Below are 26774 nucleotides of genomic sequence, written 5' to 3'. Positions count from 1 at the left end.
CGATTCGCCGGCTTTCCGGCGCGTGACGACCGCGGCGGTGCATTCGGTAACCGGTACTCGTGAAAAGTCGCGATGGGCAACCGAACCGACTTGGAGCTTGCCATGAAAAACGGTTCCAGCGAGCCTCTCGACGAAACCCGCCGCAGATGGCTCATCGCCACATCGGCCGTCGGCGCCATAGGAGGCGTGGCGGTCGTCGTTCCTTTTGTCGACTCGTTTGCGCCGCCTGCGAGTGCGAGGGCAGCCGGGGCGCCAGTCAGCGCCGACATCGGCAGACTCGAGCCTGGCAGCATGATGACCGTGGCGTGGCGCGGCAAGCCGATTTTCATCGTCAACAGAACCAACGAGATGCTGGCGGCCGTGCTCAAGGCCAACCCGATGGTCGCCGACCCGCATACCGCGCATCCGTTCTCGATACCGCTGCCGGCCTACTGCAACAACGAATACCGGTCGCGCCCGGATCATCGCAACATACTCGTTGTGATCGGCGTGTGCACCCATCTCGGCTGCACCCCGCTGCCCCGCTTCCAGCCCGGGCCGCAACCCAGTCTGCCCGACGATTGGCCCGGGGGCTTTCTGTGCCCTTGTCACGGCTCGACTTACGACCTGGCCGGTCGAGTCTTCAAAGACAAACCCGCGCCCCAGAATCTGGATGTGCCGCGTTACATGTTTGCGTCGTCGACGGGCATCGTTATCGGACAGGATGAAAAAGGCGAGGAGGCATAGCCGCGGCATACGGTCGAGGACGCGGGAAGTTCCTGCTACGGTCACGCAATACCAGCCCGCCTCGCTACCGCTACATCGATCCGTGGCGGCCGGTCGAGCGCGCGATGTCGCGCCGGTCGCCTATCACCTACCGAGATCGAGATCACCAATTGATGCGCGAAGCCGCGAAACCCAAGGCGCTGAGCGCGAAACTGCCTGCGCCGAAAGAAGTGCGCGACTTAAAGTGCTCCTCGGCGGCCGTCAGGCTTTCGCCGTTCGCCTCGCTCCACAGGTTCGCCGAAGAAGAGCCCGAGGGTGGCTCGGCGCGGTCCGCATACCATCGCGCCATGGGACACGCAACGGCCGCCGCGCACGAGCCGCTCGACAACCTCATCCCGGCCCAGGGACCCGATGAATCCGGCGGCATCAAGTCCTCAGCAATCCGATCGCCCACCGTTGCATTCACGCTACCGCAAATGAACGCCGCCGACAGGCCTGCGGCGGCACCGGCGAGGGCGAGCCTGCGTTCGAGATCGAACCCGCGGATTGCCCGAAAGCGCGCTGGATAGAAGTGCCGCAGATTAAACATCAGCGCTGCGCCGACGTGGATGGTCGGGCCTTCGCGGCCGATGGTGAAGCCGCCGACGATCGACAGAAAAGACACCACGATCTTGCCAATCAGGATCCTGATGCTCAAAAGCCGCGGCGCAAGTCCGCCGCGATCATGCAGCGTGGCGATGACCTGAGGAATGCCGCTGCCTTTCGCGCCGGGAATGAACCGCCTCGTGATCCATACGCTGGCCGCGCCGATAGCCGGCGTGAGCAGGAAAGGCAGCCACCAGCGGACGGCGGTAATGCGACGAAATATGTCATAACCTGCGTCATTAAGGTGCGCATAAAGAACTGCGACGAGACCCGTGGCCACCGCGCCCAGCCAGAAAATCCCATAGCGGAACGACAGCCGCCGAGCGTGTTGCAGCGTTCTTCTGTCAAGGAATCGAAAGAAAGTGGCGAACGGATTCACCATCACGTATGGGTCAATTTAAAAAAAAGCCCAGCCGTAAAGCTGGGCGGAGGGGATCGCCTTCTGTCGCCTGAAGACGAGTGGACGTTCTCTCGGACCCTATGCAACAACCAGCAATATCGCCGTACCGTGTTCCGCACCACTCGCCGCTAGGATAGGCATGTTGTGACATAAATTCAAGTGAATCCTGCATTCTTCGATAAAACGTCAATCGGGGCAGTTCGACACCAATTCATTCAGACGAAGGCCTGCAATCGCGCAGCGCACGACGCGCGGACCAGTTCAAAGCCCGAAGTACCAGAGCCGCACGCCCTCTTCCTCCGACCATATCTGCACGTCCAGCATCTCGTCGAATTCGACCGGCTCGCCCTGGTACATGCAGCAGAACCCGCGCTCGGTGCGATAGACGATCACCCACTCGCGCGGGTCGGGGGTTGCGTCGGGCGAACGGTCAGGCACCTGCCACAAGGCGTCCCCGCACGGTGGAGAGAACGGGCGATCATCATCGTGCCGGCACGGGGAAAGCCTTTAAGCCTGCTTTAATCGCCACTGCATAGATTGAAAGCGTACCAGGCCTGTCGTGCCTTCAACGAGCCAACGATCGATCCGCCACTGCCGACGCGGTGCAAGGTTGATCGCTGCAATGCCCCACTGATCGAAGCTGACAGACAGTTGACTGGCACTCTACTGGTTCTCTCGCACAAGGAGGACACACCATGCGTACGCTGCCTGCACTATGCGCTGGAATATGTTTGGGCTTCGCCCACCTTGCCATCGCGCACCCGACCTCGGACGTCGCCCCGAAAACTGGGTGCAAGGATTTCTCCGCGATCGCCATTCATCAACGCCCCCCGCTCGCTGACTGGGTCGCACCGCCGAGCCGTCATCGTGTGGTCCGGACTGACAGCGCGATCATAGTCAATGCTGCTGCCCCGGTTGGCCTCATTGTCGGCGAGTGCGGTAAACCGGCCTGAACAGGTCGAACTCAGATCGAACGTTTCTTCGGGCGTATCAGCCAGTTTCGGCTGCCTTCCACTGGTTTCGACTGGTTCGTGGGCGGCTAAGCGGTGTTCGCGTCGCCCATGCGCGGGTCGGGATCACTCGTGAAAGCGTGAACCGGGCCTGGTCCGCTTGCCGCTGTCATCCAACGATGAACCGAAGCCGTCGCCCCCGCTACGGCTCGCGGCGCGACCATTGTCTGGCCGCAATGAAGGCTTCGAAAACCAGCTCATCTGCTGGTCTACCTCGTTATTTCTGAACCAGGCCGCGCTTGTGGACCGCCCGGCGCGTGGCGTTGCGGCGGCACTGTCGAGCGCACGGGCAGAGCCGCCTGGCGAGGCCGCCGTTTCGCGCTGCGTCGCGCGGAAGTAAAATCGTCGGATCAGCCGCGCGCCGGAGAGCCGCGAGAAGCTTGCAACGGAGCCCCGAGGATCTCCTGAAGCGCCGCATCGCCGGTTACCGAAAGAAGCTGTAGACGCCACCTTCCCATCACCGAGACAGGAAATTCATTATGTTGACCAAACCCATGTTGACCGTCGCCGAGACGACCCGCATTGTCGATGCCGCCCGTGCGGAAGCCGAGAAAAACAAATGGCCTGTCGCGATCGTCGTCGCGGACGACGGCGGCCATCCGCTCGCGGTGCTGCGTCTCGACGGCGCGGCGCCCTCCACCTCGTATATCGCGACCGAAAAAGCGCGCACCGCGGCGCTCGGCCGGCGCGAAACCAAGGTCTATGAAGACATGATCAACAACGGCCGCACCGCGTTCCTCAGCGCACCGCTGCAGGGCACGCTCGAAGGCGGGGTGCCGGTGATCGTCGACGGCCACGTGGTCGGCGCGGTCGGCGTGTCGGGCGTCAAGTCGGAGCAGGATGCGCAGATCGCGAAAGCCGGCATTCAGGCGCTCGGCGTGTAAAGCGCGAGCGCCAAAGCAATCCCGAGACACAACGCGGACCGATGCCCCCTCGTCGGTCCCATAACAGATGGAGCAGTCGATGACTCAGATGAACCCGCGCGGCGGACTGCAGGTCGCCGCCAACCTCGACCAGTTCGTTGAATCCGAAGCCCTGCCCGGCACCGGAATCGACAGCGCCGCCTTCTGGTCGGGATTCGACGCCCTCGTGCACGAGCTGGCGCCCAAAAATCGGGCGTTGCTCGCCGAGCGCGACCGCCTGCAAAGCGAACTCGACAACTGGCATCGGGCCAATCCCGGCCCGGTGCGGGATCTGCGCGCGTATCGTGCCTTTCTCGAAGGCATCGGCTACATCGTGCCCGTGCCCACCAGCGTCCAGGCCACGACCGACCACGTGGACAGCGAGATCTCCGGACAGGCCGGCCCGCAGCTCGTCGTGCCGCTGTCGAACCAGCGCTACGCGCTGAACGCCGCAAACGCGCGCTGGGGTAGCCTGTACGACGCGCTGTACGGCACCGACGCGATCCCCGAAACGGACGGCGCGGAAAAGCAGAAGGGCTTCAACCCGGTGCGCGGCGCAGCTGTGATCGCGTACGCGCGCAAGTTCCTCGATCAGGCTGCGCCGCTCGCGAACGGCTCGCACGCGGACGCAACGCGCTATAGCGTCGAGAACGGCCGGCTGGTCGTCGCGCTGAAGAGCGGCACCACGGCGCTGAAGACACCCGCGCAGTTGGTCGGCTATCAGGGCGACGCGAACACGCCGTCGGCGGTGCTGCTCAAGCACAACGGCCTGCACGTCGAGATCCAGATCGATGCGAACGATTCGATCGGCAAGACCGATGCCGCCCATGTGAAGGACATCGTCGTCGAAGCGGCGGTCACCACGATCATCGATTGCGAGGACTCGGTCGCGGCCGTCGATGCCGACGACAAGGTGCAGCTCTATCGCAACTGGCTCGGCCTCATGAACGGCGACCTGACCGAACAGGTCACGAAGAACGGCAAGACCTTCACGCGCCGGCTCAATGCCGATCGCGAATACATCGGCGCCGACGGCAAGTCGCAGGTCAAGCTGCATGGCCGCTCGCTGCTGTTCATCCGCAACGTCGGCCATCTGATGACGAACCCGGCCATATTGACGAAAGACGGCCACGAGATTCCGGAAGGCATTCTCGACGCGGTGATCACGACGCTGTGCGCGCTGCGCGACCGCCAGAACAAGCTGAACTCGCGCGCCGGCTCGATCTATATCGTGAAGCCGAAGATGCACGGACCGGCCGAAGTCGCGTTCGCGAGCGAACTGTTCGCGCGCGTCGAAGACCTGCTGAAGCTGCCGCGCGACACGATCAAGATGGGCATCATGGACGAGGAGCGCCGCACCAGCGTGAATCTGCTCGCCTGTATCGCCGAAGCGTCGGCGCGCGTCGCGTTCATCAACACGGGCTTCCTCGATCGCACCGGCGACGAGATGCACTCGGCGATGGAAGCGGGCCCGATGATGCGCAAGGGCGACATGAAGTCGAGCAAGTGGATCACGTCGTACGAGCGCAGCAACGTGCTGGTCGGTTTGAGCGCCGGCTTGCGCGGCCGCTCGCAGATCGGCAAGGGCATGTGGGCGATGCCCGACCTGATGCACGCCATGCTGGAGCAGAAGATCGGCCATCCGAAGGCCGGCGCGAACACCGCGTGGGTGCCCTCGCCGACCGCGGCGACGCTGCACGCGCTGCACTATCACCAGGTCGACGTGCAGGCGGTCCAGCAGGAACTCGAACGCACCGACTATGCGACGGTGCGCGACGAACTGCTCGACGGCCTGCTGACGATTCCGGTCGTCGAAAAGGCGCAATGGAGCGACGACGAAATCCGCGCCGAGGTCGACAACAACGCGCAGGGCATTCTCGGCTATGTGGTGCGCTGGATCGACCAGGGCGTCGGCTGCTCGAAAGTGCCGGACATTCACAACGTCGGCCTGATGGAAGACCGCGCGACGCTGCGTATTTCGAGCCAGCACATCGCCAACTGGCTGTATCACGGTGTGATCAAGCGCGAGCTCGTCGAGGAGACGTTCAAGCGCATGGCCAAGGTGGTGGACGCGCAAAACGCCGGTGATCCGCTCTACCAGCCGATGGCGCCGGGCTTCGACACGATCGCGTTCAAGGCCGCGCAGGCGCTCGTCTTCGAGGGGCGCCAGCAGCCGAGCGGATATACCGAGCCGTTGCTGCACAAGTTCCGGCTCGAGGTGAAGAAGCAGGGTTGAGGCCGTCCGGCCGAAACGACGACGGGCGCCGTGCAATGCGGCGCCCGTTTTTCCTTCCAGGTCGTGTCACTTCACGCGGCTTCTGCCGTCAATTGCGCCGCCTCGCCACCTGACGCTTCATTCTGCATAAAGGCTTGCAGATACGCCTCGAATTCAGCCTTCACCTCGGGATGGCGCAGTGCGAATTCAACGGTCGCCTTCAGATAGCCGAGCTTGCTGCCGCAATCGAAGCGCGTGCCGAAGTAGCGATACGCTAGCACCTGCTCCTCGGTCAACAACGACTGCACCGCGTCGGTCAGTTGCAGCTCGCCGCCCGCGCCCGGCTTCAGCGCGCGGATATGCTTGAAGATCGTCGGCATCAGCACGTAGCGGCCCACCACGCCGAGATTCGACGGCGCCTGGTCCGGCGCTGGCTTCTCGACGATGCCCGACAGCTTGATCACGTTGTCTTCCCACTCGCGGCCATCGACGACGCCGTACGAGCGGCTGTCCTCGCGCGCGATCGTTTCGACGCCGATCACCGAGCTGTGATAGTGGTTGAAGGTATCGACGAGCTGACTCATCACGGGCTTCGCGCTATGCAGCAGGTCGTCGGCGAGAATCACCGCGAACGGGCTGTCGCCCACCAGTTTTTCGGCGCACAGCACCGCATGGCCGAGACCGAGCGCTTCGGCCTGGCGCACGTAAAAGCAGTCGACGTTGGCCGGCTTGATGCTACGCACGAGATCGAGCAGCTTCTGCTTGTTGCGCGCTTCGAGTTCGGCCTCGATCTCATAGGATTTATCGAAGTGATCTTCGATCGCGCGCTTGCTGCGGCCCGTCACGAAGATCATCTCCGTGATGCCGGCGTCGATCGCTTCTTCGACCGCGTACTGGATCAGCGGCTTGTCGACGATCGGCAGCATTTCCTTCGGACTTGCTTTGGTAGCCGGCAGGAATCGTGTCCCGAGGCCCGCTACGGGAAACACGGCTTTGGTGACTTTCAGCATGGTAGGCATTCCCACATCGGTTAGAAATTGGTGTGTTCGCGGACCTGGCGGCCAATCAATGCCGGCGCAAGACTAGCAGAACAATCTGCGAGGTTCACGGAAGCGGTTTTTCTCCGATTTAATTCGGATAATTCACGCATTAATCGCAATGCGATATTGTGAAAAATTGAGGAAATTATTACGTTTCTATTGCCAGTTGGTGATCGAGCAGATCCGAAAGTCTTACCTTTCGGACGCCCCCTGGCACGGGTCGCCCGGCGACCCGATGACCGGCTTCGGCAGCACGTCATTCCTGTTCGTCGACCGGTGGCAGCTTGCCTGGGTTCATCCGGTAGCTACGGATCGGCTCGTTGCGCAAGGCATCGCGGTAGGCGGAGGCGGCCACCAGGATCAGCAGGACGGCCACGCCGGCCAGTAAATGCAGGTTCATGACTTCACCTCGGGGTCAGAAAATCCTTGCTTTAAATTAGCACGACAAAAGCGATAAATAATTCGACACCGCATAGGTCGACGCGCAATTACAATTCGTCACAAAATCGATGTCGGATTCAATGCGAAATGGAATTTTTTAATCATTTTTCAGGATTGCGGTGCTCTAGGATGGATGCGTCGCGGGTGCGCAAGACGCCCGCTCGAAGGCCTGTTCCGCGTCAATTTTTTCTCTTTTCCGCTTCAGATAAGGACCGCGTATGAGCGACCCAGCACTGGATGCCGCCGGCTCATCCCTGCCCCTCTCCCCGCTGCCGCGCCCGGAGAAAAACCCGGCTGCGGCGCATGCGCGCAGCGACGCGCGTGTCGATAGCGCCAGCAAGGAGCACGCGATCGACGCGATGCGAGGCTTCGCCGCGCTGCTGGTCGCCTACTTTCATTGCCGCCAGATCGTGTGGGTCGGCATGCAGGCGTTTCATCAGAGCGTCGGACATTCGTTGAGTCCCAGTAGTCTCGCCGCGTATCTGACGTTTCCGATCGCATGGGGCTCGGCCGGTGTGCCGATGTTCTTCGTCATCAGCGGCTACTGCATCCATCGCGGCGGCGCGCTGCGGCTCGCGAGCAATCCCGCTTACCGGCTCGATGCAGGCAACTTCTGGCTGCGGCGCTTCGCGCGCATCTACCCGGTGCTGCTCGCGGCGCTCGTACTGACCTTCGCGCTCGATTCGTTGAGCCTGCAATTGCCGCCCGTCAGTCACAAGATTCGCGACATCGGCTGGCATCCGTTTCTGGTCAACCTGTTTTCGCTGCAGGGTATGGCGGGTAAAACGTATGGCTCGAACGGCGCGCTGTGGACGCTGTCGCTCGAAGTGCAGTTCTATGCGATCTATCCGCTGCTGTTCGCGCTACGCAGACGCATCGGCATGAACGCCGTGCTCGCGCTCGTCGGCGCGATCAACGTTGCGTCCGCGTACGGGTTGGAGCGCCACGATCTGCAGTTCTTCACGTCGTACTGGTTCTCCTGGATGCTCGGCGCGTGGATCGCCGACGCCAAAGCGCGCAGCGTGCAAGAGGCGCGTGCGCCCGCATTGCTGTACGTGCTCGCGGCGGTATTGCTCGCGGCAGGCTGCGTCGCGTTTCACTTCGGCCAGTACGGCGCGTTCCAGATATGGTCGCTCGGCTTCGCGTGCTATCTGTACAAGGCGCTCGATGCGCGCAAGGACCCGCAACGCGAAGCGAGCGGCGTGCTCGCGCTGCTTCGCGCAGGGTCGCACGCGCTGTCGCGCCTGCTGTCCCGCGTCGGCGACTTCAGCTTCTCGCTGTATCTGATCCATCTGCCGATCTTCGTACTGCTGTCGGCGTGGCTGTTTCGTTCGTCGCTGCAGATGTCAATCTGGCCGTCGTTCGGCTATATGCTGGTCGCGGTGCCGTTTGCCTATGTGTTTTATCGGCTCGTTGAGTTGCCTGCGATGAAGTGGTCGGCGAGTTTTAAGCCTAAAGGGCGCTGATAGAACGTTGACATTGGATCAATCCCGCGCGTTCGGGTGCTTCACCATCATTTGATCTCGTTGAATAGCAACGTCAATACCTAGTGCTCGTCCTGAATGGAAAATTGAAACGGTATCTCTGGATGCATAAATTTGAGCCGGAGTTGCTTTAGAGCCGGGACCGGGACAAATCGCTGATTCTTAAACGTGTAGTACGACACTAACAGGCCAACGCGGGATGCCTGTGCATCGTCGAATACGTAACTGTTATTCGGAAAGGCAAGCTTCCCTTCCTTCGTCGCCACGACGGCCCGACATGACGAAAGTAAACCCGGCAGATGAAGAAACGTCGGCTTGCGCGCTAGAGGGTTGACCAGCAGCGAGATCTGCCGGTATCGACTTCCGGCTTCGCCCGAACCGTTGCCGTGCCCTTCCACGCAGAGTAAGGGCGGATGCGGATCGGTTCGCGCTGCAATGAATACGTTGGCTGATTGCGGAAAGATTTCCGACACATGCTCTCCGGGGAATGTCGTAGCGTGCGCAAAGCGATAGGATTTGCCGTCGACTGCCAGGCGATCCTTCCAGAGCTCAATGTTTAGCGTTTTCCGTTCCAGTTTGGCTTGCAGCTTCATAAAGGTGCCTGGCTCGCCTGGGTAGGAATAGACCACGCCGGCGTTTTGATCGGTCGGGTCACCGTTTTGTTTGATCGGGTCGCCAAACACTGCCCCCGCTTGGGCAACGTACAAGGCTTCGTAGCTGTCGTAAGACTGAGCCGCATGTGCGCTGCCAGATAGGGCGGCCATAGCCGCCACCAGTATCGTAGTGATTCTCATCGGTATGCTTTGGCGCCTGTCGCTTTCAGATAGTCGGGGTTAAGCGTCCAGAAAATCGTGCTTCCGTGTGCAGCACTGGAAAAGCAATCGCAGATCCTTATTGATCGGATCACTCATCGCCCATCCCCTGCACGCCAAGCCACGACGATCAAATTCGGATGATCCTTCACCGGAAATGAACGGGTTTTCCCTTCTGCAAGCGGCACGTCCTCAACGAGCGTGCGTACGCAGTTCAACAGCTTGTCGCACATCCACGCGCAGTTCCCTCTCGTTACAGATCGGACTCAACTCAATTTCGATTTATTTCTTGCGTCCAAGAATCGTTTTAACCGTTAAGCATTCCGGATGCTCCGACGATTCCATATCGTCCGGACAAGACAACCATTCATAAAATTCGAGCCTCTGTTTTGCTGCATCCTGCCTGCAGGCCGCCACCTGGAAGTCTGTATCAGGCATATAACCGCCTTTCCAGTCGTTGAATGCCATCCCAAATAACTTGCAATCGGATTGCAATTTTTCTTCCCACAGCTTGTGATTTTTCGCGAGTTCCGCGAGCGCTTCGCCCTTAGCGTTGGCGTGGAGATTTCGATAGAGTTTTTCAGCGTCACTTAGCATGCCCTTCGTGTCTGCATTTGTACACGCCAGATAGTCATCGCGCGTTTTCGCGGATGCCTCGCAAGTCGCGTCTGCAAAGGCGGCCGACGTGCCGCATGATAGGATCACTGCAACCGTTATCTTAGTGAGTCGCATCATAATTCCCCGTAGCAAACAGTCGGCCCTCAGCACGACGGCGCCTGACCAACCCCAGTGGGTGTTTGCCATGCGCCGCTGTGTATTGCAGAAATTTCGACGGCACTTGATCGTAATGACCGGTATTGACGAGCGCGAAAAACTCGTTATTTCCACTTCTATGATTGAAGATGAAATCAACAACCGCATCGTACTCGTACTGAAACAACGGAACAAAAATTCTGCTATTTACAATTCGCTCGGCTTCGCGTAGATCATGATGAAGCAGTTTCAGCGCCTGCGGTTCGGTAATTCCATTTCCGTAAAGCGCTTCGGAAGGTGCACCGGATATTGGTCCGATATGGACCAGATGTCCGTATCCGATCGTGGCATTTCCGCCGCCGCCACCTCCATCCTTATCGTACAAATGCGACCGAAAGGCCTCCCACTGCGCAGTGAACTGAACTCCAGCTTGGGAAACATTCCACGGCTTGCCGATCCTGTCCGACTGGAGAATTACAAGTGAATTCGGGTTTGTATCTGTTAGTGCTGCTCCCAGTGCATCAGGCATTACGCCTCCCTATGACCAATAAAGACGTGAATGGATCGCGCACCATGTGTCTGATAGCGCTTGGTGCGTCCCTGCAAATCGGTAATGCCGTGAACAAGTGCGCCCGATGGAAGTTCGGCGGTGTAATACGTATTAGGGAGGGCATTACCTCCAGAATCGGTTAGCGTGAACCGCTGATCGAAACGATTCCGTGAGCGTCCGCGACAATCGCACGCCCATGCGTAACCGAGGGCTTCGGCCATGTCGTAACCGTTTGAATACGACTTCAACCTATCGAACGGAAACCATTCGCCGGTTTCGGCGTTCAGCGCCATTGCAGACGGCATTGGCGGGAAGTTTGAGTAGATTGAATAGGTGATACGGCAAACTTGGCACTCTTCCTCGTCCATGGCACCGTTCTGATTCTGTTGTTCCATTTGACCTCTGCTGATTTTCCAGAACGCACCCACGAATTAATCATCCAAAGCAGCCACGGTCAACACCTTTAATTTGAGATTGAGACTTTTTGACAAATATTCACGATGACTTCGCCTATCTCATTTTCAATGCATATTTCCGCAATCGCGCTTCAACAAAAAGGGCGGCGTTGAGCCACCTTTACCGTCAGGAATCGATGCCGGTCGGTGCAATAAAAAAAACGGAGCGAAAGTCGTTCGAGACTTTCGCTCCGCTACGCCAAGCAAGGACTGGCCAAGCCCTCGTCTATCCTCGCGTAAAAATCACCTCGTCACCGCGCTGCCACGCCGGTCAGAATCTGCGCAACCCCATCCACATAGCTGCGCGTGCCGAAGCGCTCCTGCGCGGTCCGATAGCCGTTCCTGACCAGTTTGTCGCGCAAGTCGCCGTTCGAGCGCAATTCGGCGAGCGTATCGGCGAGCGCATGCGCGTCGCCCGGCGTACACAGCACGCCGTTCTCGTAGTCGTCGATGATTTCGAGCACGCCGCCTGCGCGCGACGCCACGACCGGCCGCTGCGCGAGCATCCCCTCGACGATCACGCGGCCGAACGGCTCCGGGGTGATCGACGTATGCACGACCGCGTCGACCGCGCACATGCAGGCCGGAATATCGTGCTGGAAGCCGAGAAAATGCACGCGCTCGCCAAGCTTTTGCGTGGCGACGAAGGCGCGCAGTTCGCTCTCGTACTGGTCCTCGCCGAACAGCGCCGCGCCGACCAGCACTGCATGCATCTGCGGATTGAGCACCATCGCTTCGAGCAGCACATGTTGTCCCTTCCAACGCGCAAGCCGGCTGAACGAGCCGACGAGAAACGCGTCGCGCGGCAGATTCAGGCGCTCGCGCAGCACCGCTTGCGGCACCGTGCGCAATGCGTCGAACGGTTCCGCGGCGATCCCGTTGAACACGACGTCGATGCGCTTGCTGTCGAACCGCGTGAGCTTCGCAAACGCCTGCGCCGACGCAGCCGAATTGGCGATCACGTGCGTGAGGCCGAGCCGCGCGCACCACTTGATGATCGCAAGCTGCTTGCCGCCGAAATGCTCGGCGCTGACGATGTCGCGCAAATGCCAGACCACCGGCCGTCTCGCGAGCTTGCCGGCCACGGCGCCGATCACCATCGCACGCTGCGTGTTCGCGTAGATCACATCCACCTTGCGCGCGCGTTTCGCGGTGGCACGCACGAGCGAGATGAGTCCCTTCAACGCCTGACCTTTCGGCATCGAACCGCCCTGCTTGCGCACATTTTTGAGCGCGCCGGCATCGAGTACAGTGACCTCGACGCCGGTTTTCGCGAGTGCGGTGTTGAACGGCCCGTCGTCGAACAGCACGACCTCGATGCGCGAGCGCAGCGCCTTGACGATTTCGAGCAGCGACAGTTCGGCGCCGCCGAGCACGCCGCTCTGATCGACGGCAAGAATGCGCGGCACGTTCGCGGCGCCCTGCACGGCCGGCCGATACGGCGCATAGGCCGGCAGCGTCGCCGTGCGCAACGCGGGCACCGCCGCGCGCACCTGCGAGAAAAAGCGCTCGCGGAAATGCGCGGCCGAAAACTGCGCGGCGTTGCCGCGGCAATTCTCCGGCAGGAACCGGTGCCGAAGCTCGTCGAAACGATTCACGGCAGCGATGATCGAGTCAGTATCCTGTTCATCGAAGAACATGCCGGTCGGCTTCGGCTCCGACAGATCGCGCACGGTTTCGAGCGCCCCTCCCTTGCCGTACGCGATCACCGGCGTGCCGCAAGCCTGCGCCTCGACTACCGAAATGCCGAAGTCCTCTTCGGCCGCGAACACGAATGCCTTCGCGCGGCTCATGCGGTCCTTCAGCACCTCGAACGGTTGATAGCCCATGATCTCGACGTTCGGCCCCGCCTTCGCGCGGATCTTCGCCATGTCGGGTCCGTCGCCGATCACGACGAGCTTGCGCTCGGGCATCCGCGCGAACGCCTCGACGATCAGATCGATTTTCTTGTACGGCACCATGCGCGAGGCGGTCAGATAAAAGTCTTCCTTCTCCGTGCACAGCGTGAACGCCTCGACATCGACCGGCGGGAAGATCACCTGCGCGTCGCGCTGATACACCTTCTTGATGCGTCGCGCGATGAACGCCGAGTTCGCGACGAAGCCGTCGACCGAGTTGGACGTGCGGATATCCCAGTTGCGCATGTAATGCAGAATCAGCCGCGCCAGCGCCGACTTCGGGCCGTTGGTCAGCTTCGACTGCTGCAGATACTGATGCTGCAAATCCCACGCGTAGCGGATCGGCGAATGCACGTAGCTGATATGCACCTGATCGGGACCGGTCAGAATGCCCTTGGCGACCGCGTGACTGCTCGAGATCACGACGTCGTACGCCGACACGTCGAGCTGCTCGATCGCGAGCGGCATCAGCGGCAGATACGAGCGGTACTTGCTGCGCGCGAACGGCAACTTCTGGATGAACGACGTCGTCACCGGCTTGCCGCGCAGGAAGCTGCGATCGTCGAGAAAGTCCACGAGGCTGAACAGATCCGCATCGGGAAAGCACGCGATGATCTGCTCGAGCACTTTCTCCGCGCCCGCGTAGGTGACGAGCCAGTCGTGCACGATCGCGATGCGCACGCTTTTGCTCGCGCGCGGTGCGGTACGGCGCGGTGCCGGCTGGATGCCGGGCACGCTCGTCAGCTCGTCGAGCGCGCTGCGCGTCGCGGGCCTCAACAGTTTTTTTTCAAGGACGTCATGATTCATGCGCTTTTCCTCGGATTCAGTCGCAATAGCAGTGAACGCGCAAGATTGCGCAATGCGGGCGTCATCGTGATCGACCACGCGACGTTCGCGCCGACCATCAGCACACCGGTGGCGATCGCGAGCGCGAGGCTCGGCAGGAAGCTGGCGAGCCACAGGCTGGCGAGCAGGAAGGCGAGATGGGCGAGCATGTCGAGCACGATCTGGCGCGCGCGGATCGCGGCGAAACGCAGCAGCACCGCGTAGTCGAACAGCGCGCGGGCAGCGACCGCGACCGCCGCGCCCGTCAGCCCGAAATGCGTGATACCGAGCCACAACGCGCCGGCGAAAAGCGGCAACTCGACGAGGCCGATGCGCGCGGCGGTGGCTGGATTGACCTGCGACTGAATCAGGATGCGCGTCACGTTCGCCTGGCCGACGAGCCACACGGCGACGATCATGATGCGGCCCACGGGCGCCGCGACCGTCGCGATCTCGTTGCCGACCCACAGATGCAGGAACGGTTCGAGCACCAGCATCGCGACGAGCGCGACCGGCGTGAACACGCCGTTCAGAAATTCGAGCGATTGCTGCGTGATCGTGTCGGCGTCGGCGCGGCCGACTGCGGAAAGCCGCGGAAACAGCGTGCGCACCAGCGCGGTCGGCACGATGTTCAGACGCGTGACGAGGTTCTGCGGCACCGTGTAGTACGTGACGAAGCGCGCGCCGAGCCGTGAACCGAGCATTACGCGATCGAGCGAATCGGCGACCATCGTCGTCACGCTCGCGATCAGCATCCAGCCACCGAAGTTGAACAGCCCCTTTGCGACGCCGAGCCGCGGCGGCTGAATGCTGCGTATTTCAAGCACTTTCAGCGCGTAGCGGCCGAGCAGCAACGCCGCGAGAATCCGCGCGACGACTGCCGCGGCGAGTACGTTCTGCAAAGTCGCGCCGAGCCACAACGCGGCACCGAGCGGCAGCAGCTGAAACAGGAACGTGCCGATGGTCTGGTTCGTGTTGTAGACGCCGAAGCGTTCCGCGCCATTGATCGCGCCCGCGAACACCCACGACACGTTCGCGATCGGAATCGCGACCGCGAGCCACGGCAGCGCCATATAGACTTCGTGCTGCAGCTCGGGCGATACCTTCGTGAAATACGCGGTGTACAGGAACGCGCCGAAGTAGATGATCAGACCGCCCACCACGCCGGTCGTCAGATTGAGCCAGGTTGCGCTCCAGAACACGCGCGCGCTTTCCTGCTGATCGCCCGACGCGCGCGCCTTCGAAATATGGTTCTGCGCGGCCATGCTCATGCCGAGATCGAGAATCCCGAAGTAGCCGATCAGCGTCCACACGAGACTGATCACACCGTAGCGCTCCACGCCGAGCAGCCGGATATACGACGGCACGGTCACGAGCGACACGAACGTCGGCAGCACGAGCCCGAAAAAGTTGATCGCCACGTTCCTGAGAATGCCCTTGTCCATCGAATCCCTTCGGTTTTGCGGTTAGATTGCGTGCGGGGCTGCGTCAGCGAGGCCAACGCACCTCAAGGCTTCCAGCGATACATCAGCACCTTGCCGCGCGCGTCTTCCTCGACGAAGACGAGGTACTCGCCATCGCCGCGCTTCGTCGCGCTGATACCGTTCGGCACGTCGACCCAACCCGACGCGCGACCCACTTCGGGGCCCGGCCGGATCACGCCGAGTTCCTTGCCGCTGTCCTTGTCCCACACGTGCACCGCGCCGACCGGCTCGACGCCGAACACGTATTGCCCCTCGACCGTGACGCCGATGATCGTCGCGATGGGCTTGCTCTGCGTCTGCCACGGCAGCGTGGTCGCGTAGCGCTGCACCGGCTTGCCGCTCGACCACTTGTCGTAGCGCACCAGCACGCGCCCCACTTCCTTCCAGAAGCCCTGCGCGGTCGGCATATCGGCCGTATAGCCGCTCACGTACATCGTGTCGGTATCGGGTTCATAGATCGCGCGATGGAGTTCGCTGAACGGTGCCGGCACCGGGTACTGCGTCAGGTTCGAGTACGAGTAGACCGGGTTGCCCTTCGCATCGAGTCCGCCGAAACGGAAGCGATAGATGCCCTTCGTATCCCGGGTACGCCAGATGTCGCCGGCCATATCGACCCACCAGCCCCAGCCGCCCGCGAGCTTCGTGCCGCTCGTGTTCAGCGTGTATTCGTCGCGATCGAAGCGCCCGTCGCCATTCGTGTCGCGCCAGATCCAGTCACCGCCCGGCGGTGCATTCGGCACCTTCGCGACCGCGCGCTCGCGACCTGCGATAAATCCCGAGGGAATCGCGGTCTCGCCGTCATGCTGCGGATCGAAGCGATAGATCTTCAGATGATCCGCATACATGTCGGTCAGATAGAGGAACGTGTGCCCCTTCAACCGCCGCGCGATCGGCAGACCCGGATACTGGTCGGTATGGAACACCGGATCGTCCGGGTACTTGAACCGATTCGACAGGAACCCCGCGTATTTCCAGTCCTGTCCAGACGGCTTCGACAAATCGAGTTCGAAGCGCTTGTTGCCGGTATAGACGCTGTCGGGCCGGGCCGGATCGATCCACGCGCCGTCGACGAACAGCAGCCCCTCGACCTGCCAGTTGCGCTTGCCGTTCGGCGCATAACTTTCTAGCGTCGCGCCGAGGCCCGCGCCGATCGGCTCGTAACGCGGACCGATGCCATTGGTCGAAACGTACACGTTGCCGCGCGCATCGACACCCACGCCGGTCAACCCGTTGAATCGCAACGGTCCGGGCTTGCCCGCGACGCCGCTGAAAATGCCGCCGCGCTCGCCGAGCGTGCCCGACTCCGTGTAGCGGCCGTCGCGCTTCGTGAAGAACAACACCTGCTGGCGCGGACCGTTATCGGCGATCAGGAGGCGGCCTTGCGCATCGACGGCGAGGCCGACCGCGACCGTATCGGCCGGCAGCGTGATGGTCTCGTCGATGCGCTGACCGGTCGCCGTGTAATGCTCGATACCCGGCGCGCGATCGCCGCGCGTGCCGCTGAGCACCCATAGCGTGCCGTCGGGCGCGAGCGCGATACGTCCAGGCTCGTGCACGTTCCACGTCGCTTTCTGCTGCATCGATTCGGCATCGTAGACTTCGATGCGATTGCGCGCGGTATTGGCCGCGAACAGCGTCGTGTCGTTCGCGGCGAGCCCGCCGATCTCGGCGTTCGTGCCGGTCGGCACTTCGTTCATCATCAGAAAGCCGGCCGCGAGCTGCGCGTGCGGGTCCGCGTTTTTAGCCGCGGGCTGAAACGGTGCCACGCGCTTCGGCTCGTCGATCCGGCGCCGCGAGATACCAAACCATTGCTTACCCTTGTCCGGCCACACGCCCGGCTCGACCAGGCGTCCCTTTTCATTGCCGACCGCGATCGCAACGAATGCATATTTGCGGTTGACCGCGATCGCATTGCCGCCGGCGTTGCCCCAGCCATGCGTGCCGCCCGCGAAGCCGAGCATCTTGCCGTCCTGATAGACGCTCGCTTCGGCGCCGCTTTCGTCCCACGGCGCATTCGTATAGACCTTGCCGTCGGGCGTGACCGCGATCGCGGTGATATCGATCTGCGTCCATGTGCCATCGCCAAAGCCGAAGCTGTTGCCGATCCATGAGGTCTTCGCGTTCAAAGCGGTTTCGGCGCGCGCCGGCAGACCGGCCGATGCGGCGACGACGCCGGCAGCGCAGGCTGTCAGGGCGAACCAGCTTTTGAACGTGATACGGCGCAAGGCGGAACCTCCAGTCGATGCCCGGTCAACGCGATGCACGCGGACCGGCGCCCGCTCGGGGCGAAATTCAGTGATGTGGCAAAGCGAAACGAAGCGCAACCGATTGAAGCGCGGCACCTGAAGGCAGCCGTCCGCACGGCTAAGTTACGCGGAAAAAATGCGGTGACGAAAATCGAAAATAATTCAAAAATATTCGTCCGCTTATACGTCGTAAAAGAAACGATTTTAAAAAATCGATAAAAGTGCAAGCCTCGCCGTCAGTCGCCTCTATCGCGACGATCCCCCGTTCCTACCGATGTGATATCACGCAATCCGCATTTATTACGGATTGCCCGATGCTCACCACATAAGCATATAAATCTTTCGAGAATGGCCAAAGAAATACCCTGTTTCAATCTGATTCAATTAGCCCATTCCAACCGATTTTTTCTCGAGTTTCTTTTCCCTAGAATCGATTGCACTTCAGTTGCGACGCGAAGCGCGCGCCTGTTCGCTGGCAATCCGTGGCGAACCGCGCGGCGCTTCGCCCGGCTCATCCGCTTTACACCATGGACGGTTCATGACAGCCAGCGCATTGCCCCTCGCGCCCTCCCATTCCCGCATCGTGCAGCTCGACGGTCTGCGCGCGATCGCCGTGCTCGCGGTGTTCGCGCAGCACGCGTTGAAAGCGCCGCTATGGATGGGCGTCGATCTGTTCTTCGTTTTGAGCGGCTTTCTGATCAGCGGCATCCTGCTCGATCGCAAGTCGCGCCAGCAGTCGTATTTCAGCTATTTCTATGCGCGGCGCGCGCGCCGCATCCTGCCGCCGTACCTGCTGCTGATGGCCGTGTCGTCGCTGCTGTTCGGCCTCGCGTGGGCGCAGCACTGGTACTGGTACGCGTTCTTCGCGACCAATATCGGCGATGCGCTCAATCAAAGCGGTCATGACAGCCTCAACGTGCTGTGGTCGCTCGCGGTCGAGGAGCAGTTTTATATCTTCTGGCCGTTCGTGATCCTGCTCGTGCCCGAGCGTCTGCTTGGGCTGGTGGCGGCCGCGCTGATCGTTCTGGTGCCGCTGCTGCGCGCGCTCGCGACGCCGTGGTTCGATTCGTTCTGGCCGATCTACTACCTGACGCCGTTCCGCATGGATCTGCTCGCGGCCGGCGCGCTGCTCGCGGTTGCCGTGCGGCGCGATCGCAATGCGCTCGAACCGTTCAAGGGACTCGCGGTGCTCGGCGCTCTGGCCGCGCTCGCGGTGCTGGCATGGCTGCATCTGCACTACCCGCGTTTTCGCGCGGCGAATACGCCGTTGTCGAATGCCGGGCTGTATAGCGTGTCGCTGGTGCTGTGTACGTCGATCGTCGTGATCGCGCTGCAGAGCAAGGGCATCGTGAAGCGGCTGTTGTGCAATCGCGTGCTCGTTTATATCGGCACCATCAGCTACACGATCTATCTGATCCACCTGAGCGTGCTGTACATGGTGTGGCCGCTGCATCTGAATCGCTATCTGAGCGCCGCGATCGCGCTCGCTATCACGCTCGTGTACGCGAGCATCACGTGGTTCGCATTCGAGAAGCGCCTGATTTTCGGCGCGCGCGGGTCGAGAGCGACGACCCGCGCCGGCGCCAACGTTGCACGGCAAGCACCGCAAGGCCGCGCATGAACCGCCTGGCCGTTGTTGCTGCCCAGGTGCTGGGTGTCGTGTCGGCGCTGATGCTGATCGCGCCGGCAACGCGTGCGGCCGTGGCCGAGCCGGCAGTGTCATCGCCGACGCAACTGCTGATCGACGCTTACGGCGACTCGACCACGCTCGGCATCACCTGCAGCGATGGCCACTGCGGCCCGCAAGCCCGCAACGCCGTCACGTATCTGCAGCAAGCGTTGCAGGCGCATGACGGCGAGCGCGTGCGCGTCACGAACTACGGCGTCGGCGGCACGATGGCCTGGCAGTTGCGCGACGGCACCGGCAATCGTCGCGCGGGGCCGACGGCGGGACTGCCGTGGCGCGAACGTCTCGCCGCCTCGCCCGCGCGGATCGTGTTGATCAACTACGGCATCAACGAAGTGATGCACAACCAGACGCCCGAGCAGTTTTACGCGGCCGAGACGTCGCTCGTGCAAACCGCGCGAGCGCTCGGCAAGGAGCCTGTTTTGCAGACCTCGAACCCGATGCCCGATAACCGGCTCAACGCCCGGCTCGCCGCGATGATAGCGATGACGCGACGCGTGGCAGCCGAACAGCAGGTGCCGCTCGTCGATCAATACGCGTATGTGAGCAGCCTGCCCGACTGGAAGTCGCTGATGTCGGACGGCGCGCATCCAAAGCCGGAGTTGTACCGCCTGAAGGCCGAACAGGATTATCGGGTCGTCGAACCGTTGGTGCGGCGGCTGCTGGACAACGCGCATTGAGCCAGGCCCTTAGGCGCGTTCCGTTCTCTTTTCATTCACAAACTAGAAGGCAAGCTATGAGCCAACCACGCAAAGCGATCATCACCGGCGTATCCGGACAGGACGGCGCCTATCTGACCCGGCTGCTGCTCGACAAGGGCTATCACGTGACCGGCACCTACCGGCGCACGAGTTCGGTCAACTTCTGGCGCATGCGTGAGCTTGGCGTGCTCGATCATCCGAATCTGCGTCTCGTCGAACACGACCTCACCGACCTCGGCTCGACGCTGCGCCTGCTCGACGGCACGCAGGCCGACGAGCTGTACAACCTCGCCGCGCAGAGCTTCGTCGGCGTGTCGTTCGACCAGCCGGTGACCACCGCCGAAGTGACCGGCGTCGGCGCGCTGAATCTGCTCGAAGGCCTGCGTATCCTGAGCCCGAAGACACGCTTCTACCAGGCGTCGACCTCCGAGATGTTCGGCCTCGTGCAGGCGGTGCCGCAACGCGAAAGCACGCCGTTCTATCCGCGCAGCCCGTATGGCGTCGCGAAGCTGTTCGCGCACTGGTCGACGATCAACTATCGCGAGTCGTACGACCTGTTCGCGAGCAGCGGCATTCTGTTCAATCACGAATCGCCGCTACGTGGCCGCGAATTCGTCACACGCAAGATCTCGGACACGGTCGCGAAGATCAAGCTCGGCAAGCAGGACGTGCTCGAACTCGGCAACCTGAGCGCGCAGCGCGACTGGGGCTTCGCACTCGAATACGTCGAGGGCATGTGGCGCATGCTGCAGGCCGACGCGCCCGACACCTTCGTGCTCGCGACCGGCCGCACCGAAACGGTTCGCGATTTCGTGCGCATGGCGTTCACGGCGGCCGGCTATCAGCTGGAATGGTCGGGCAAGGACGAGCGCGAGACCGGCATCGACGTGGCGACCGGCAAGACGCTCGTGCGCGTCAATCCGAAGTTCTATCGGCCGGCCGAAGTGGACCTGCTGATCGGCTGCGCGGACAAGGCGCGCGACACGCTCGGCTGGCAACCGCAAACCTCGCTCGAACAGCTTTGCCAGATGATGGTGCAGGCGGACATCGCGCGCAACGAGCACCACGAGACGTTCTAACACGGCATCCGTGTGCGGCGGCGCTCGCCGCACACTGCCCCGTCAACCCGCCAGTTTCCGGAACGTCTCCAGCACCGCATCGCCCTTGAACGGCTTGACGATCCAGCCCTTCACGCCGGCGGCCTTGCCGCGCTCCTTCATCGCGGGGCTGCTTTCGGTCGTCAGCATGATCACGTTGACGGTCTTGTTCGCGAGTTCGCCGCGGATTTTTTCGACCATCGTCAGGCCGTCCATATTCGGCATGTTCACGTCGCTGACGATCAGGCGGATATTCGAATCCGTTTTCAGCTTCGCAAGGCCGTCCTTGCCGTCGATGGCCGTCGCGACGTCGAGACCGTTTTTCGCCAGAAAACCCGCGACTTCATCGCGTACCGTGCTCGAATCGTCCACCACCAGAATCTTTGCCATAACCATTCCCTTGCGTCACCGACGCGTCGTATCAAAACAGATCGAGTTCGCCGGACTCGACGAGATCGTCGACATCCACCGCGTTTTCAGAAAAATCTTCGGGTGACCAGCTCAGGTTGAAAATGAAGCGCTGGTCGATCGACACCGACTGTCCGCTCGCGGCGTCGCTCAATCGATATTGAAACCGCAACTGCGGATTGTCCGAGCCGAACGAGATGTAGCGATGCTTGTGATTGACCAGCAGTGGCACCTGCACCTGACTTGCTTCGCGAGCGTTCTGCTGAGCGAGGAAGCGGTTTTTGAATGCCCCCCAGATCAGATTGGTCAATTCGCCGAGCACGTCGTTCAGATCGCGAAAGCCCGGTTGCCCCGCGCCCATGCCAGGGTCGCGTGCCGCGCGATCGCGATCGATCATGCCGAGCAGCGGCTCCTCTTCGGCCTGCATCAACATATAGCCGCGACACCAGTTGCCTTCGAGCGGAATCAGGCTGAAGACCTCGCCGAAGATGATTCGATCGCGCACGATACTGGGCGTGTCGCGTTGCACCGTGACGCCGTCGAACAACGTGGCGAGCCGCGCTTGCGTGATCTCCGCGATACCGCGCACGAGCGCGTTCGGGAAGTCGAGGCTGAAGATGTATCGATCGACGGCTTCACGCAGCGCCGTCAGATCGGCGGCATTGAAATGCGCGCATGCCGCGTTCGTCAACGGCTTCGGAAGCCGTTCGAGCGGCGCGTGGCCGCTCGAACGCAGGATCACCGGCAGTTCGGGGCGCAAGGCATTGATGCGCGCGGCGGTCGTCGCCGCCTGCTCGACCGAGCCCCCGTAGTTATCCGCCAGCAGAACGCCGCCGAGATCGATATTGGTGGCCAGTACCGAGCCGAGGCGGTTGCTGTCGCGCACCTTCAGTGCGATCAGGTTGTGTTCGTCGAAAAAGAGCTTCAGCGCTTGCGCGTGTGCCGGACAGTCGTCGAGCACGAGCACCTTGCTGACGGGCTTGCTGGTATTCATCGTGTTTCAGTCTGCGAGTGCAGTGTTGAGGGGCTAGAAAAGTTCGAGCTCGCCTTCGGCCTCGTCGGCCGTGGCGAGTTCAGCCTTGAAATCGAGGGGCGCCTGCGCGCATAGACATAACGTGACACCCAGCCGGGCCGCACCGCCGATCGTCAGCTCGTACGCCCACACGTGATCGGGCCGCAACTCGTCCAGATACTCGACACAGGCGCTGTTCAATTCATACGGCGTCGACATGCCAAGATCGGGGAAATGATTGACCAGTTGCTGGTTCATGTAGCCGCAGCACAGGTTGCCGAGTTCCATCAGCGTTTCCGACAGCGAACGCGCCGTGTCGCCGCTGGCGTAGTAGGCGTGCGTCGCGTCGTCCTTGCCGAAATGCAGCACGAACAGCAGACGAAAGCCGATCGACGAGATCGTCAACGCCATCGCGCAAGGTCCGGCCGGATGATCGCGATCCCACCTCGGCACCGCCGTGATCTCGCACGAATCGCCCGGCGTCGCGGGCAATCTCGCGCGCGCCGCGTGACAGAAGATGTCCGCGATGCTTTGCTTCGCCTGATCGGTAATCACGCTGCGGCCTGCTCGAGCCGGGATTGGAACTGGGTCGCCAGCACTTCGACGCCGCCGAGCGACGCCGTGATCATCTTGCCGCCGGCCTGGATGTCCTGGAACGTCGCCGTTGTCGTCAGGTCGTTGCGATGCAGGCTCTCGCGATAGCTCTTCGACAACTCCTGCGAGCGCGACGCCAGCGAGCGCACTTCGCCCGCGACGATCGAAAAGCCGCGACCCGCGGTCCCGGCGCGCGCCGCTTCGATCGACGCATTCAGCGAAACGATCAGCACGTGCTGCACGATCGACGACAGCTCCTGATTCTTCTTGTGCATGTCGCGGTTCTGCGACATCAGCGAAATCATCTGCTCGTGCCAACGCTCGAACGTGATGGTCAGCGTCTTCAGACGGCCCGCCTCGTGCGCGATCCGCGTCGCATGCTGCAGCCATTCGTCGCTTCGCGAACTCGCGGCGTCGAGCGACGCCTGCAACGCTTCGCGATCGTGCGCGCACTGCCCGGCTTGCGCGCGCAGATCGGCGAGCATCGACTCCAGTGCGGCGCGCTCGCTGTTGGCCTGCTCGCCGAGCCGGACCGCCGCGTCGAGTTGCTGCTCGAGGGCCTGCCGCGCGAGCGCGTCGACACGCTGCGCCTGCGCACCCGCGCGAAGCTTCCGACGATAAAAAATTCCCGTCGCGAGTGCACAGAGGATACCGCCAACGCCTGCGGCCAAAAGATAACTTTCAAGCACAACCTGCTCCCATCGCTTCGTTCAATCCATCAGGCCGTCAGCCTGCTAACGCATCCGCGTCACGCTCGCGCGCTGCATCGGCGGACGCTTCGAGACTGTCCACCGCCCAGTCCTCGGGGAACGACACGACGGTCTGAAAGCGGCGATAGTCCGCGCCGCGACGATCGTCGGTGAAACGCAATTCGATGCGGCCATGCTCGCGCCGCACGAAATCGCGCACGGCATCCATGCCGACGCCGCGGCCCGAAATCTCGCTGACGGTCTGCGCGGTCGAGAAGCCGGAACGGAAAATCATCTCGGCAATCGCTTCGTCGCTGAGCGCGGCATCGGCGTCGATCCAGCCGCGTTCGATCGCGGCCCCGCGGATTTTCGCGAGCGCGAGACCGCGGCCGTCGTCGCTGATGGTGATCTGCAGCGCGTGATGGTCGACGCCCACTTCCAGTTCGATGACGCCGGCGGCGTCCTTGCCGTTCGCGACACGCTCGGCGGCAGGCTCGATGCCGTGGTCGACCGAGTTGCGCAGCAGGTGCGTGAACACATTGCGCAGCGTATGGCTGACCTCGCTGCGCACGCGGTAGCCGTTGTTGTCGATGCTGACGACGGGCGCCTCCTTGCCGAGTTCGGCCGCCAGAGACGGCAGCGAGTCGAGCACGCCCGCGAGCGCTTCGTAGATCGATTCGGTGCCCAACAGACGCAGTTCGCGCTGCAACGATTCGCGCATCGACACGAGCGCGTCCCGGTCGGCCGGATCGGCGCGTTCGAGCAGATCCAGCTGCTTCTGGATCAACTCGCGATCGACCATCAGGTAGCGATCCACCGCGCCGCTCTGGCCCGGCCCCTTGCGGCCGAGGCTCACTTCGTTGATCGTCGCGTAGGTGTCGAGCGCGGCCTTCACGCGCTGCAGATCCTCGATCAGAAGCTGCTGGTCCCACGCTTCGCTGCTGTCTGCGCGGCGCAATGCGTCGTAGCGCTGCTCGGTTTCGTGGACGATGCCGGTCAGATGCTGAAGGCTGTACGTGCGCGCATTGCCCTTGACGGTGTGCATATTGCGGAACAGCTCGGCGACGGCTTCGTGACTCGGCTCGTGATGCTGACGGATGATTCGTTCGTTCTCACTGATGAAGCCCGTCGCGCTTTCGACGAAGTGATGGAACTTCTCCTGACTCACCGCGAGAATCTCGCCGATCATTTCCAGCCGGCGCTTCTGTTCGCCGGCCTCGGCGGCGAGCGCGCGCAGTTCGGTCACGTCGCGCACGCACAGCATCAAACGCAGCACGACGTCGTGTTCGTCGGTGATCGCCGACCAGCTCAGGTCGAGCGTCTTCACGCGGCCATCGGCCATCGGCTTGGCGATCTCGTTGACGAGCAGGTGCTGATTGAACTCGAAGTTCATGCTGTCTTCACCGATGCATGCCTGCAGCGCCGCTTCGATCTGCGAGAGCGCATCGCTGTTGATCTCGGTGCCGCCGAACACGAGATCGAGCAACGGACGGCCCGCAATCTCGCGCGTCTCGAAGATGGCCTCGAGATAGGCGGAGTACTCCGGATGCACGACCACGCCTTCGACCACCGTCAGAATCCCCTGCTGCATGTTTTGCAGCATCGCCTGGATATCGGCGGTCTTCTGCTTCAGTTGCAGCGAGCTTTGCTGGATCTTCTCGATCATGCCGTTGAACGCGACGATCGAATGACCGATCTCGTCCATGCGTCCGACCGGCACACGGCGCGTGAAGTCCTGGCTCGCCGCGATCTCGCTCATCTCCACCTGCATGCGGCTCAGCGGCCGGGTGATCTGGCGATACAGCAGCGCACTGATCAGCAACAGCACGACGATGGCCGCGCCGGTCGCCGCGCCGATCGCCGTCGTCGTGGTGGCGAGCGCGCTGTTCAGTTCGTCGATCGCGGCGTCCTTCTGGCGATTCTTTTCGATTCGCAGCGTCTCGACGATGCCTTCGAGTTCATCGCGGTATTGCGCGACGTTCGCGAACAGATAGGCCTGCGCCAGTTCGTTCTTGCCGTCGGCCTTCATCTTCGCGGTGTCGTTGACCGCGTTGAAATAATTCGCGAGGCTGTCGCGCGCCTGGCTCACGAGCCCGGTTTGGGCCTGACCTTGCGCGGCCTTCGCCTGCACGTCGAGCGCCGCCTGCAACGACGCTTCCTTGCTCTTCAGCAGGTCTTGAGCCTGCGAGACCATGTTCGCGTCAGGCGCATAGACGAGCGTCATCATCGCGAGCTGCACGTCCTTGACCTGCGATACGAGGTCTGCCGACGCGAGCGCGCTCGGCACGACGCCCTGGGTGACCTGCCTGACGTTGGCGGCGCTGTTGCGGGTCTGAAGCACGGCGTATCCGCCAATGGCGGATAGCGCGACAAGCATCAGAATGACGAGAAGCGTGATGCGGTGGCGGATGGTCATCTGAAAATCCCCGAGATCTGAAAATACAAGGTCCCCGCTTTCTGGCGGGACGCCCGTGTGTTTTTGTACTTCGGGCGCGGGGATTATCGTCGCGGATGTGTGACGTCAACGTGACGAAGTCGACGCCGGGCGCCACGTTTCAGGGATTTGAAAAATAAGGTCGGAAAATCGCGGCTAAGGGCTGATCCGGGCTCAAGTTCAACAGAAAAGTGCCGTTATTTTTGACCTGTTTTTTTGCCGGTCTTGCGGCGACATGAACGCGAGGCCCGAACGCAGCGATCCGAGCCTCGCCCTTTTTTCATTCG

General features: G+C 62.0%; 22 protein-coding genes and 1 pseudogene. 7 read left to right on the top strand and 16 right to left on the bottom strand.

Annotation, left to right across the window (positions count from 1 at the left end):
- Positions 1-102: 102 nt before the first annotated feature.
- On the top strand, positions 103-726 hold the full coding sequence (petA, locus tag OKW29_RS25175; RefSeq protein WP_429293013.1) for a ubiquinol-cytochrome c reductase iron-sulfur subunit: 624 nt from the start codon (positions 103-105) through the stop codon (positions 724-726).
- A gap of 457 nt (positions 727-1183) precedes the next feature.
- Here petA and OKW29_RS25170 read toward each other — a convergent pair.
- Both OKW29_RS25170 and OKW29_RS25165 read right to left on the bottom strand, forming a co-directional pair.
- Positions 1184-1732 (bottom strand): annotated as a pseudogene (locus OKW29_RS25170) (chloride channel protein); the annotation flags it as partial.
- Between the two features lie 279 nt (positions 1733-2011).
- Complete coding sequence (locus tag OKW29_RS25165) at positions 2012-2188, bottom strand: hypothetical protein (protein WP_429293012.1); 177 nt, start codon at positions 2186-2188, stop codon at positions 2012-2014.
- 1051 nt (positions 2189-3239) lie between these two features.
- Here OKW29_RS25165 and OKW29_RS25160 point away from each other — a divergent pair.
- Together OKW29_RS25160 and OKW29_RS25155 are read left to right on the top strand one after the other, a co-directional pair.
- Positions 3240-3644 carry a heme-binding protein gene (locus OKW29_RS25160; RefSeq protein ID WP_184033654.1) on the top strand — a complete coding sequence of 135 codons (405 nt, stop codon included), beginning with the start codon at positions 3240-3242 and terminating at the stop codon, positions 3642-3644.
- Between the two features lie 79 nt (positions 3645-3723).
- Positions 3724-5898, top strand: a complete 2175-nt coding sequence (locus OKW29_RS25155; protein ID WP_429293011.1) for a malate synthase G — start codon at positions 3724-3726, stop codon at positions 5896-5898.
- Positions 5899-5969: 71 nt separating this feature from the next.
- Here the strand turns inward: OKW29_RS25155 and galU are convergent, their stop codons facing one another.
- Together galU and OKW29_RS25145 are read right to left on the bottom strand one after the other, a co-directional pair.
- Positions 5970-6887, bottom strand: a complete 918-nt coding sequence (gene galU, locus OKW29_RS25150; RefSeq protein WP_429293010.1) for a UTP--glucose-1-phosphate uridylyltransferase GalU — start codon at positions 6885-6887, stop codon at positions 5970-5972.
- Between the two features lie 286 nt (positions 6888-7173).
- Positions 7174-7317 (bottom strand): hypothetical protein, encoded by a 144-nt coding sequence (locus OKW29_RS25145; protein WP_184074077.1) that lies wholly within the window; start codon positions 7315-7317, stop codon positions 7174-7176.
- Between the two features lie 259 nt (positions 7318-7576).
- On the opposite strand from OKW29_RS25145, the gene OKW29_RS25140 reads away from it, so the two are divergent.
- Complete coding sequence (locus tag OKW29_RS25140) at positions 7577-8824, top strand: acyltransferase family protein (RefSeq protein ID WP_429293009.1); 1248 nt, start codon at positions 7577-7579, stop codon at positions 8822-8824.
- An 80-nt stretch (positions 8825-8904) separates the two neighbouring features.
- Here the strand turns inward: OKW29_RS25140 and OKW29_RS25135 are convergent, their stop codons facing one another.
- The 7 genes from OKW29_RS25135 to OKW29_RS25105 all read right to left on the bottom strand — a co-directional run bounded on the left by OKW29_RS25135 (position 8905) and on the right by OKW29_RS25105 (position 17844).
- Complete coding sequence (locus tag OKW29_RS25135) at positions 8905-9636, bottom strand: hypothetical protein (RefSeq protein ID WP_429293008.1); 732 nt, start codon at positions 9634-9636, stop codon at positions 8905-8907.
- 300 nt (positions 9637-9936) lie between these two features.
- Complete coding sequence (locus OKW29_RS25130) at positions 9937-10389, bottom strand: hypothetical protein (protein ID WP_429293007.1); 453 nt, start codon at positions 10387-10389, stop codon at positions 9937-9939.
- The gene (locus OKW29_RS25125) at positions 10373-10936 is read right to left on the bottom strand and encodes a lysozyme (protein WP_429293006.1); all 564 of its coding nucleotides are present in this window, start codon (positions 10934-10936) and stop codon (positions 10373-10375) included. Before OKW29_RS25125 ends, OKW29_RS25130 begins: the two co-directional genes overlap by 17 nt.
- Positions 10936-11352 (bottom strand): hypothetical protein, encoded by a 417-nt coding sequence (locus tag OKW29_RS25120; protein ID WP_429293005.1) that lies wholly within the window; start codon positions 11350-11352, stop codon positions 10936-10938. Before OKW29_RS25120 ends, OKW29_RS25125 begins: the two co-directional genes overlap by 1 nt.
- A gap of 311 nt (positions 11353-11663) precedes the next feature.
- Positions 11664-14117: a glycosyltransferase family 4 protein gene (locus OKW29_RS25115; protein WP_429293004.1), complete on the bottom strand. Its 2454-nt coding sequence runs from the start codon at positions 14115-14117 to the stop codon at positions 11664-11666.
- Positions 14114-15580 (bottom strand): flippase, encoded by a 1467-nt coding sequence (locus tag OKW29_RS25110; RefSeq protein ID WP_429293003.1) that lies wholly within the window; start codon positions 15578-15580, stop codon positions 14114-14116. The genes OKW29_RS25115 and OKW29_RS25110 overlap by 4 nt, the downstream gene beginning before the upstream one ends.
- Before the next feature lie 62 nt (positions 15581-15642).
- A complete protein-coding gene (locus OKW29_RS25105) occupies positions 15643-17844 on the bottom strand; it encodes a hypothetical protein (RefSeq protein WP_429293002.1) in 2202 nt (733 codons plus the stop codon).
- 559 nt (positions 17845-18403) lie between these two features.
- On the opposite strand from OKW29_RS25105, the gene OKW29_RS25100 reads away from it, so the two are divergent.
- The 3 genes from OKW29_RS25100 to gmd are packed head-to-tail and all read left to right on the top strand — an operon-like array spanning position 18404 to position 21332.
- Positions 18404-19486 carry an acyltransferase family protein gene (locus OKW29_RS25100; RefSeq protein ID WP_184063451.1) on the top strand — a complete coding sequence of 361 codons (1083 nt, stop codon included), beginning with the start codon at positions 18404-18406 and terminating at the stop codon, positions 19484-19486.
- Positions 19483-20232, top strand: a complete 750-nt coding sequence (locus tag OKW29_RS25095; RefSeq protein ID WP_429293001.1) for an SGNH/GDSL hydrolase family protein — start codon at positions 19483-19485, stop codon at positions 20230-20232. The genes OKW29_RS25100 and OKW29_RS25095 overlap by 4 nt, the downstream gene beginning before the upstream one ends.
- 56 nt (positions 20233-20288) lie before the next feature.
- Entirely contained in the window at positions 20289-21332 is a 1044-nt protein-coding gene (gene gmd / locus OKW29_RS25090) for a GDP-mannose 4,6-dehydratase (RefSeq protein ID WP_090804840.1), read from the top strand.
- A 42-nt stretch (positions 21333-21374) separates the two neighbouring features.
- Here the strand turns inward: gmd and OKW29_RS25085 are convergent, their stop codons facing one another.
- From OKW29_RS25085 to OKW29_RS25065, 5 genes are read right to left on the bottom strand one after another with little or no spacing between them, the layout of a single operon-like run.
- A complete protein-coding gene (locus OKW29_RS25085) occupies positions 21375-21740 on the bottom strand; it encodes a response regulator (RefSeq protein WP_018418019.1) in 366 nt (121 codons plus the stop codon).
- 31 nt (positions 21741-21771) lie between these two features.
- Positions 21772-22752, bottom strand: a complete 981-nt coding sequence (locus OKW29_RS25080; protein WP_429293000.1) for a chemotaxis protein CheX — start codon at positions 22750-22752, stop codon at positions 21772-21774.
- Positions 22753-22785: 33 nt separating this feature from the next.
- Positions 22786-23325 carry a hypothetical protein gene (locus OKW29_RS25075; RefSeq protein WP_429292999.1) on the bottom strand — a complete coding sequence of 180 codons (540 nt, stop codon included), beginning with the start codon at positions 23323-23325 and terminating at the stop codon, positions 22786-22788.
- On the bottom strand, positions 23322-24053 hold the full coding sequence (locus OKW29_RS25070; protein WP_429292998.1) for a methyl-accepting chemotaxis protein: 732 nt from the start codon (positions 24051-24053) through the stop codon (positions 23322-23324). The genes OKW29_RS25075 and OKW29_RS25070 overlap by 4 nt, the downstream gene beginning before the upstream one ends.
- Before the next feature lie 37 nt (positions 24054-24090).
- Positions 24091-26469 carry an ATP-binding protein gene (locus OKW29_RS25065; protein ID WP_429292997.1) on the bottom strand — a complete coding sequence of 793 codons (2379 nt, stop codon included), beginning with the start codon at positions 26467-26469 and terminating at the stop codon, positions 24091-24093.
- Positions 26470-26774 lie beyond the last annotated feature (305 nt).

This window comes from Paraburkholderia sp. CI3, assembly GCF_050436505.1.
In the GTDB taxonomy this organism is placed as follows: domain Bacteria; phylum Pseudomonadota; class Gammaproteobacteria; order Burkholderiales; family Burkholderiaceae; genus Paraburkholderia; species Paraburkholderia tuberum.
Note: the sequence above shows the minus strand (reverse complement) of the source record. Positions and strands in the feature narration are given on the sequence as shown.

What these genes read in the sequence shown, in the direction of transcription:
- OKW29_RS25115 (WP_429293004.1), bottom strand. Translation starts at nt 14,117, where the DNA reads ATGAATCATGACGTCCTTGAAAAAAAACTGTTGAGGCCCGCGACGCGC.
- OKW29_RS25155 (WP_429293011.1), top strand. Translation starts at nt 3,724, where the DNA reads ATGACTCAGATGAACCCGCGCGGCGGACTGCAGGTCGCCGCCAACCTC.
- galU (WP_429293010.1), bottom strand. Translation starts at nt 6,887, where the DNA reads ATGCTGAAAGTCACCAAAGCCGTGTTTCCCGTAGCGGGCCTCGGGACA.
- gmd (WP_090804840.1), top strand. Translation starts at nt 20,289, where the DNA reads ATGAGCCAACCACGCAAAGCGATCATCACCGGCGTATCCGGACAGGAC.
- OKW29_RS25145 (WP_184074077.1), bottom strand. Translation starts at nt 7,317, where the DNA reads ATGAACCTGCATTTACTGGCCGGCGTGGCCGTCCTGCTGATCCTGGTG.
- OKW29_RS25110 (WP_429293003.1), bottom strand. Translation starts at nt 15,580, where the DNA reads ATGGACAAGGGCATTCTCAGGAACGTGGCGATCAACTTTTTCGGGCTC.
- OKW29_RS25125 (WP_429293006.1), bottom strand. Translation starts at nt 10,936, where the DNA reads ATGCCTGATGCACTGGGAGCAGCACTAACAGATACAAACCCGAATTCA.
- OKW29_RS25140 (WP_429293009.1), top strand. Translation starts at nt 7,577, where the DNA reads ATGAGCGACCCAGCACTGGATGCCGCCGGCTCATCCCTGCCCCTCTCC.
- OKW29_RS25085 (WP_018418019.1), bottom strand. Translation starts at nt 21,740, where the DNA reads ATGGCAAAGATTCTGGTGGTGGACGATTCGAGCACGGTACGCGATGAA.
- OKW29_RS25100 (WP_184063451.1), top strand. Translation starts at nt 18,404, where the DNA reads ATGACAGCCAGCGCATTGCCCCTCGCGCCCTCCCATTCCCGCATCGTG.
- OKW29_RS25120 (WP_429293005.1), bottom strand. Translation starts at nt 11,352, where the DNA reads ATGGAACAACAGAATCAGAACGGTGCCATGGACGAGGAAGAGTGCCAA.
- OKW29_RS25160 (WP_184033654.1), top strand. Translation starts at nt 3,240, where the DNA reads ATGTTGACCAAACCCATGTTGACCGTCGCCGAGACGACCCGCATTGTC.
- OKW29_RS25065 (WP_429292997.1), bottom strand. Translation starts at nt 26,469, where the DNA reads ATGACCATCCGCCACCGCATCACGCTTCTCGTCATTCTGATGCTTGTC.
- OKW29_RS25135 (WP_429293008.1), bottom strand. Translation starts at nt 9,636, where the DNA reads ATGAGAATCACTACGATACTGGTGGCGGCTATGGCCGCCCTATCTGGC.
- OKW29_RS25095 (WP_429293001.1), top strand. Translation starts at nt 19,483, where the DNA reads ATGAACCGCCTGGCCGTTGTTGCTGCCCAGGTGCTGGGTGTCGTGTCG.
- OKW29_RS25130 (WP_429293007.1), bottom strand. Translation starts at nt 10,389, where the DNA reads ATGATGCGACTCACTAAGATAACGGTTGCAGTGATCCTATCATGCGGC.
- OKW29_RS25080 (WP_429293000.1), bottom strand. Translation starts at nt 22,752, where the DNA reads ATGAATACCAGCAAGCCCGTCAGCAAGGTGCTCGTGCTCGACGACTGT.
- petA (WP_429293013.1), top strand. Translation starts at nt 103, where the DNA reads ATGAAAAACGGTTCCAGCGAGCCTCTCGACGAAACCCGCCGCAGATGG.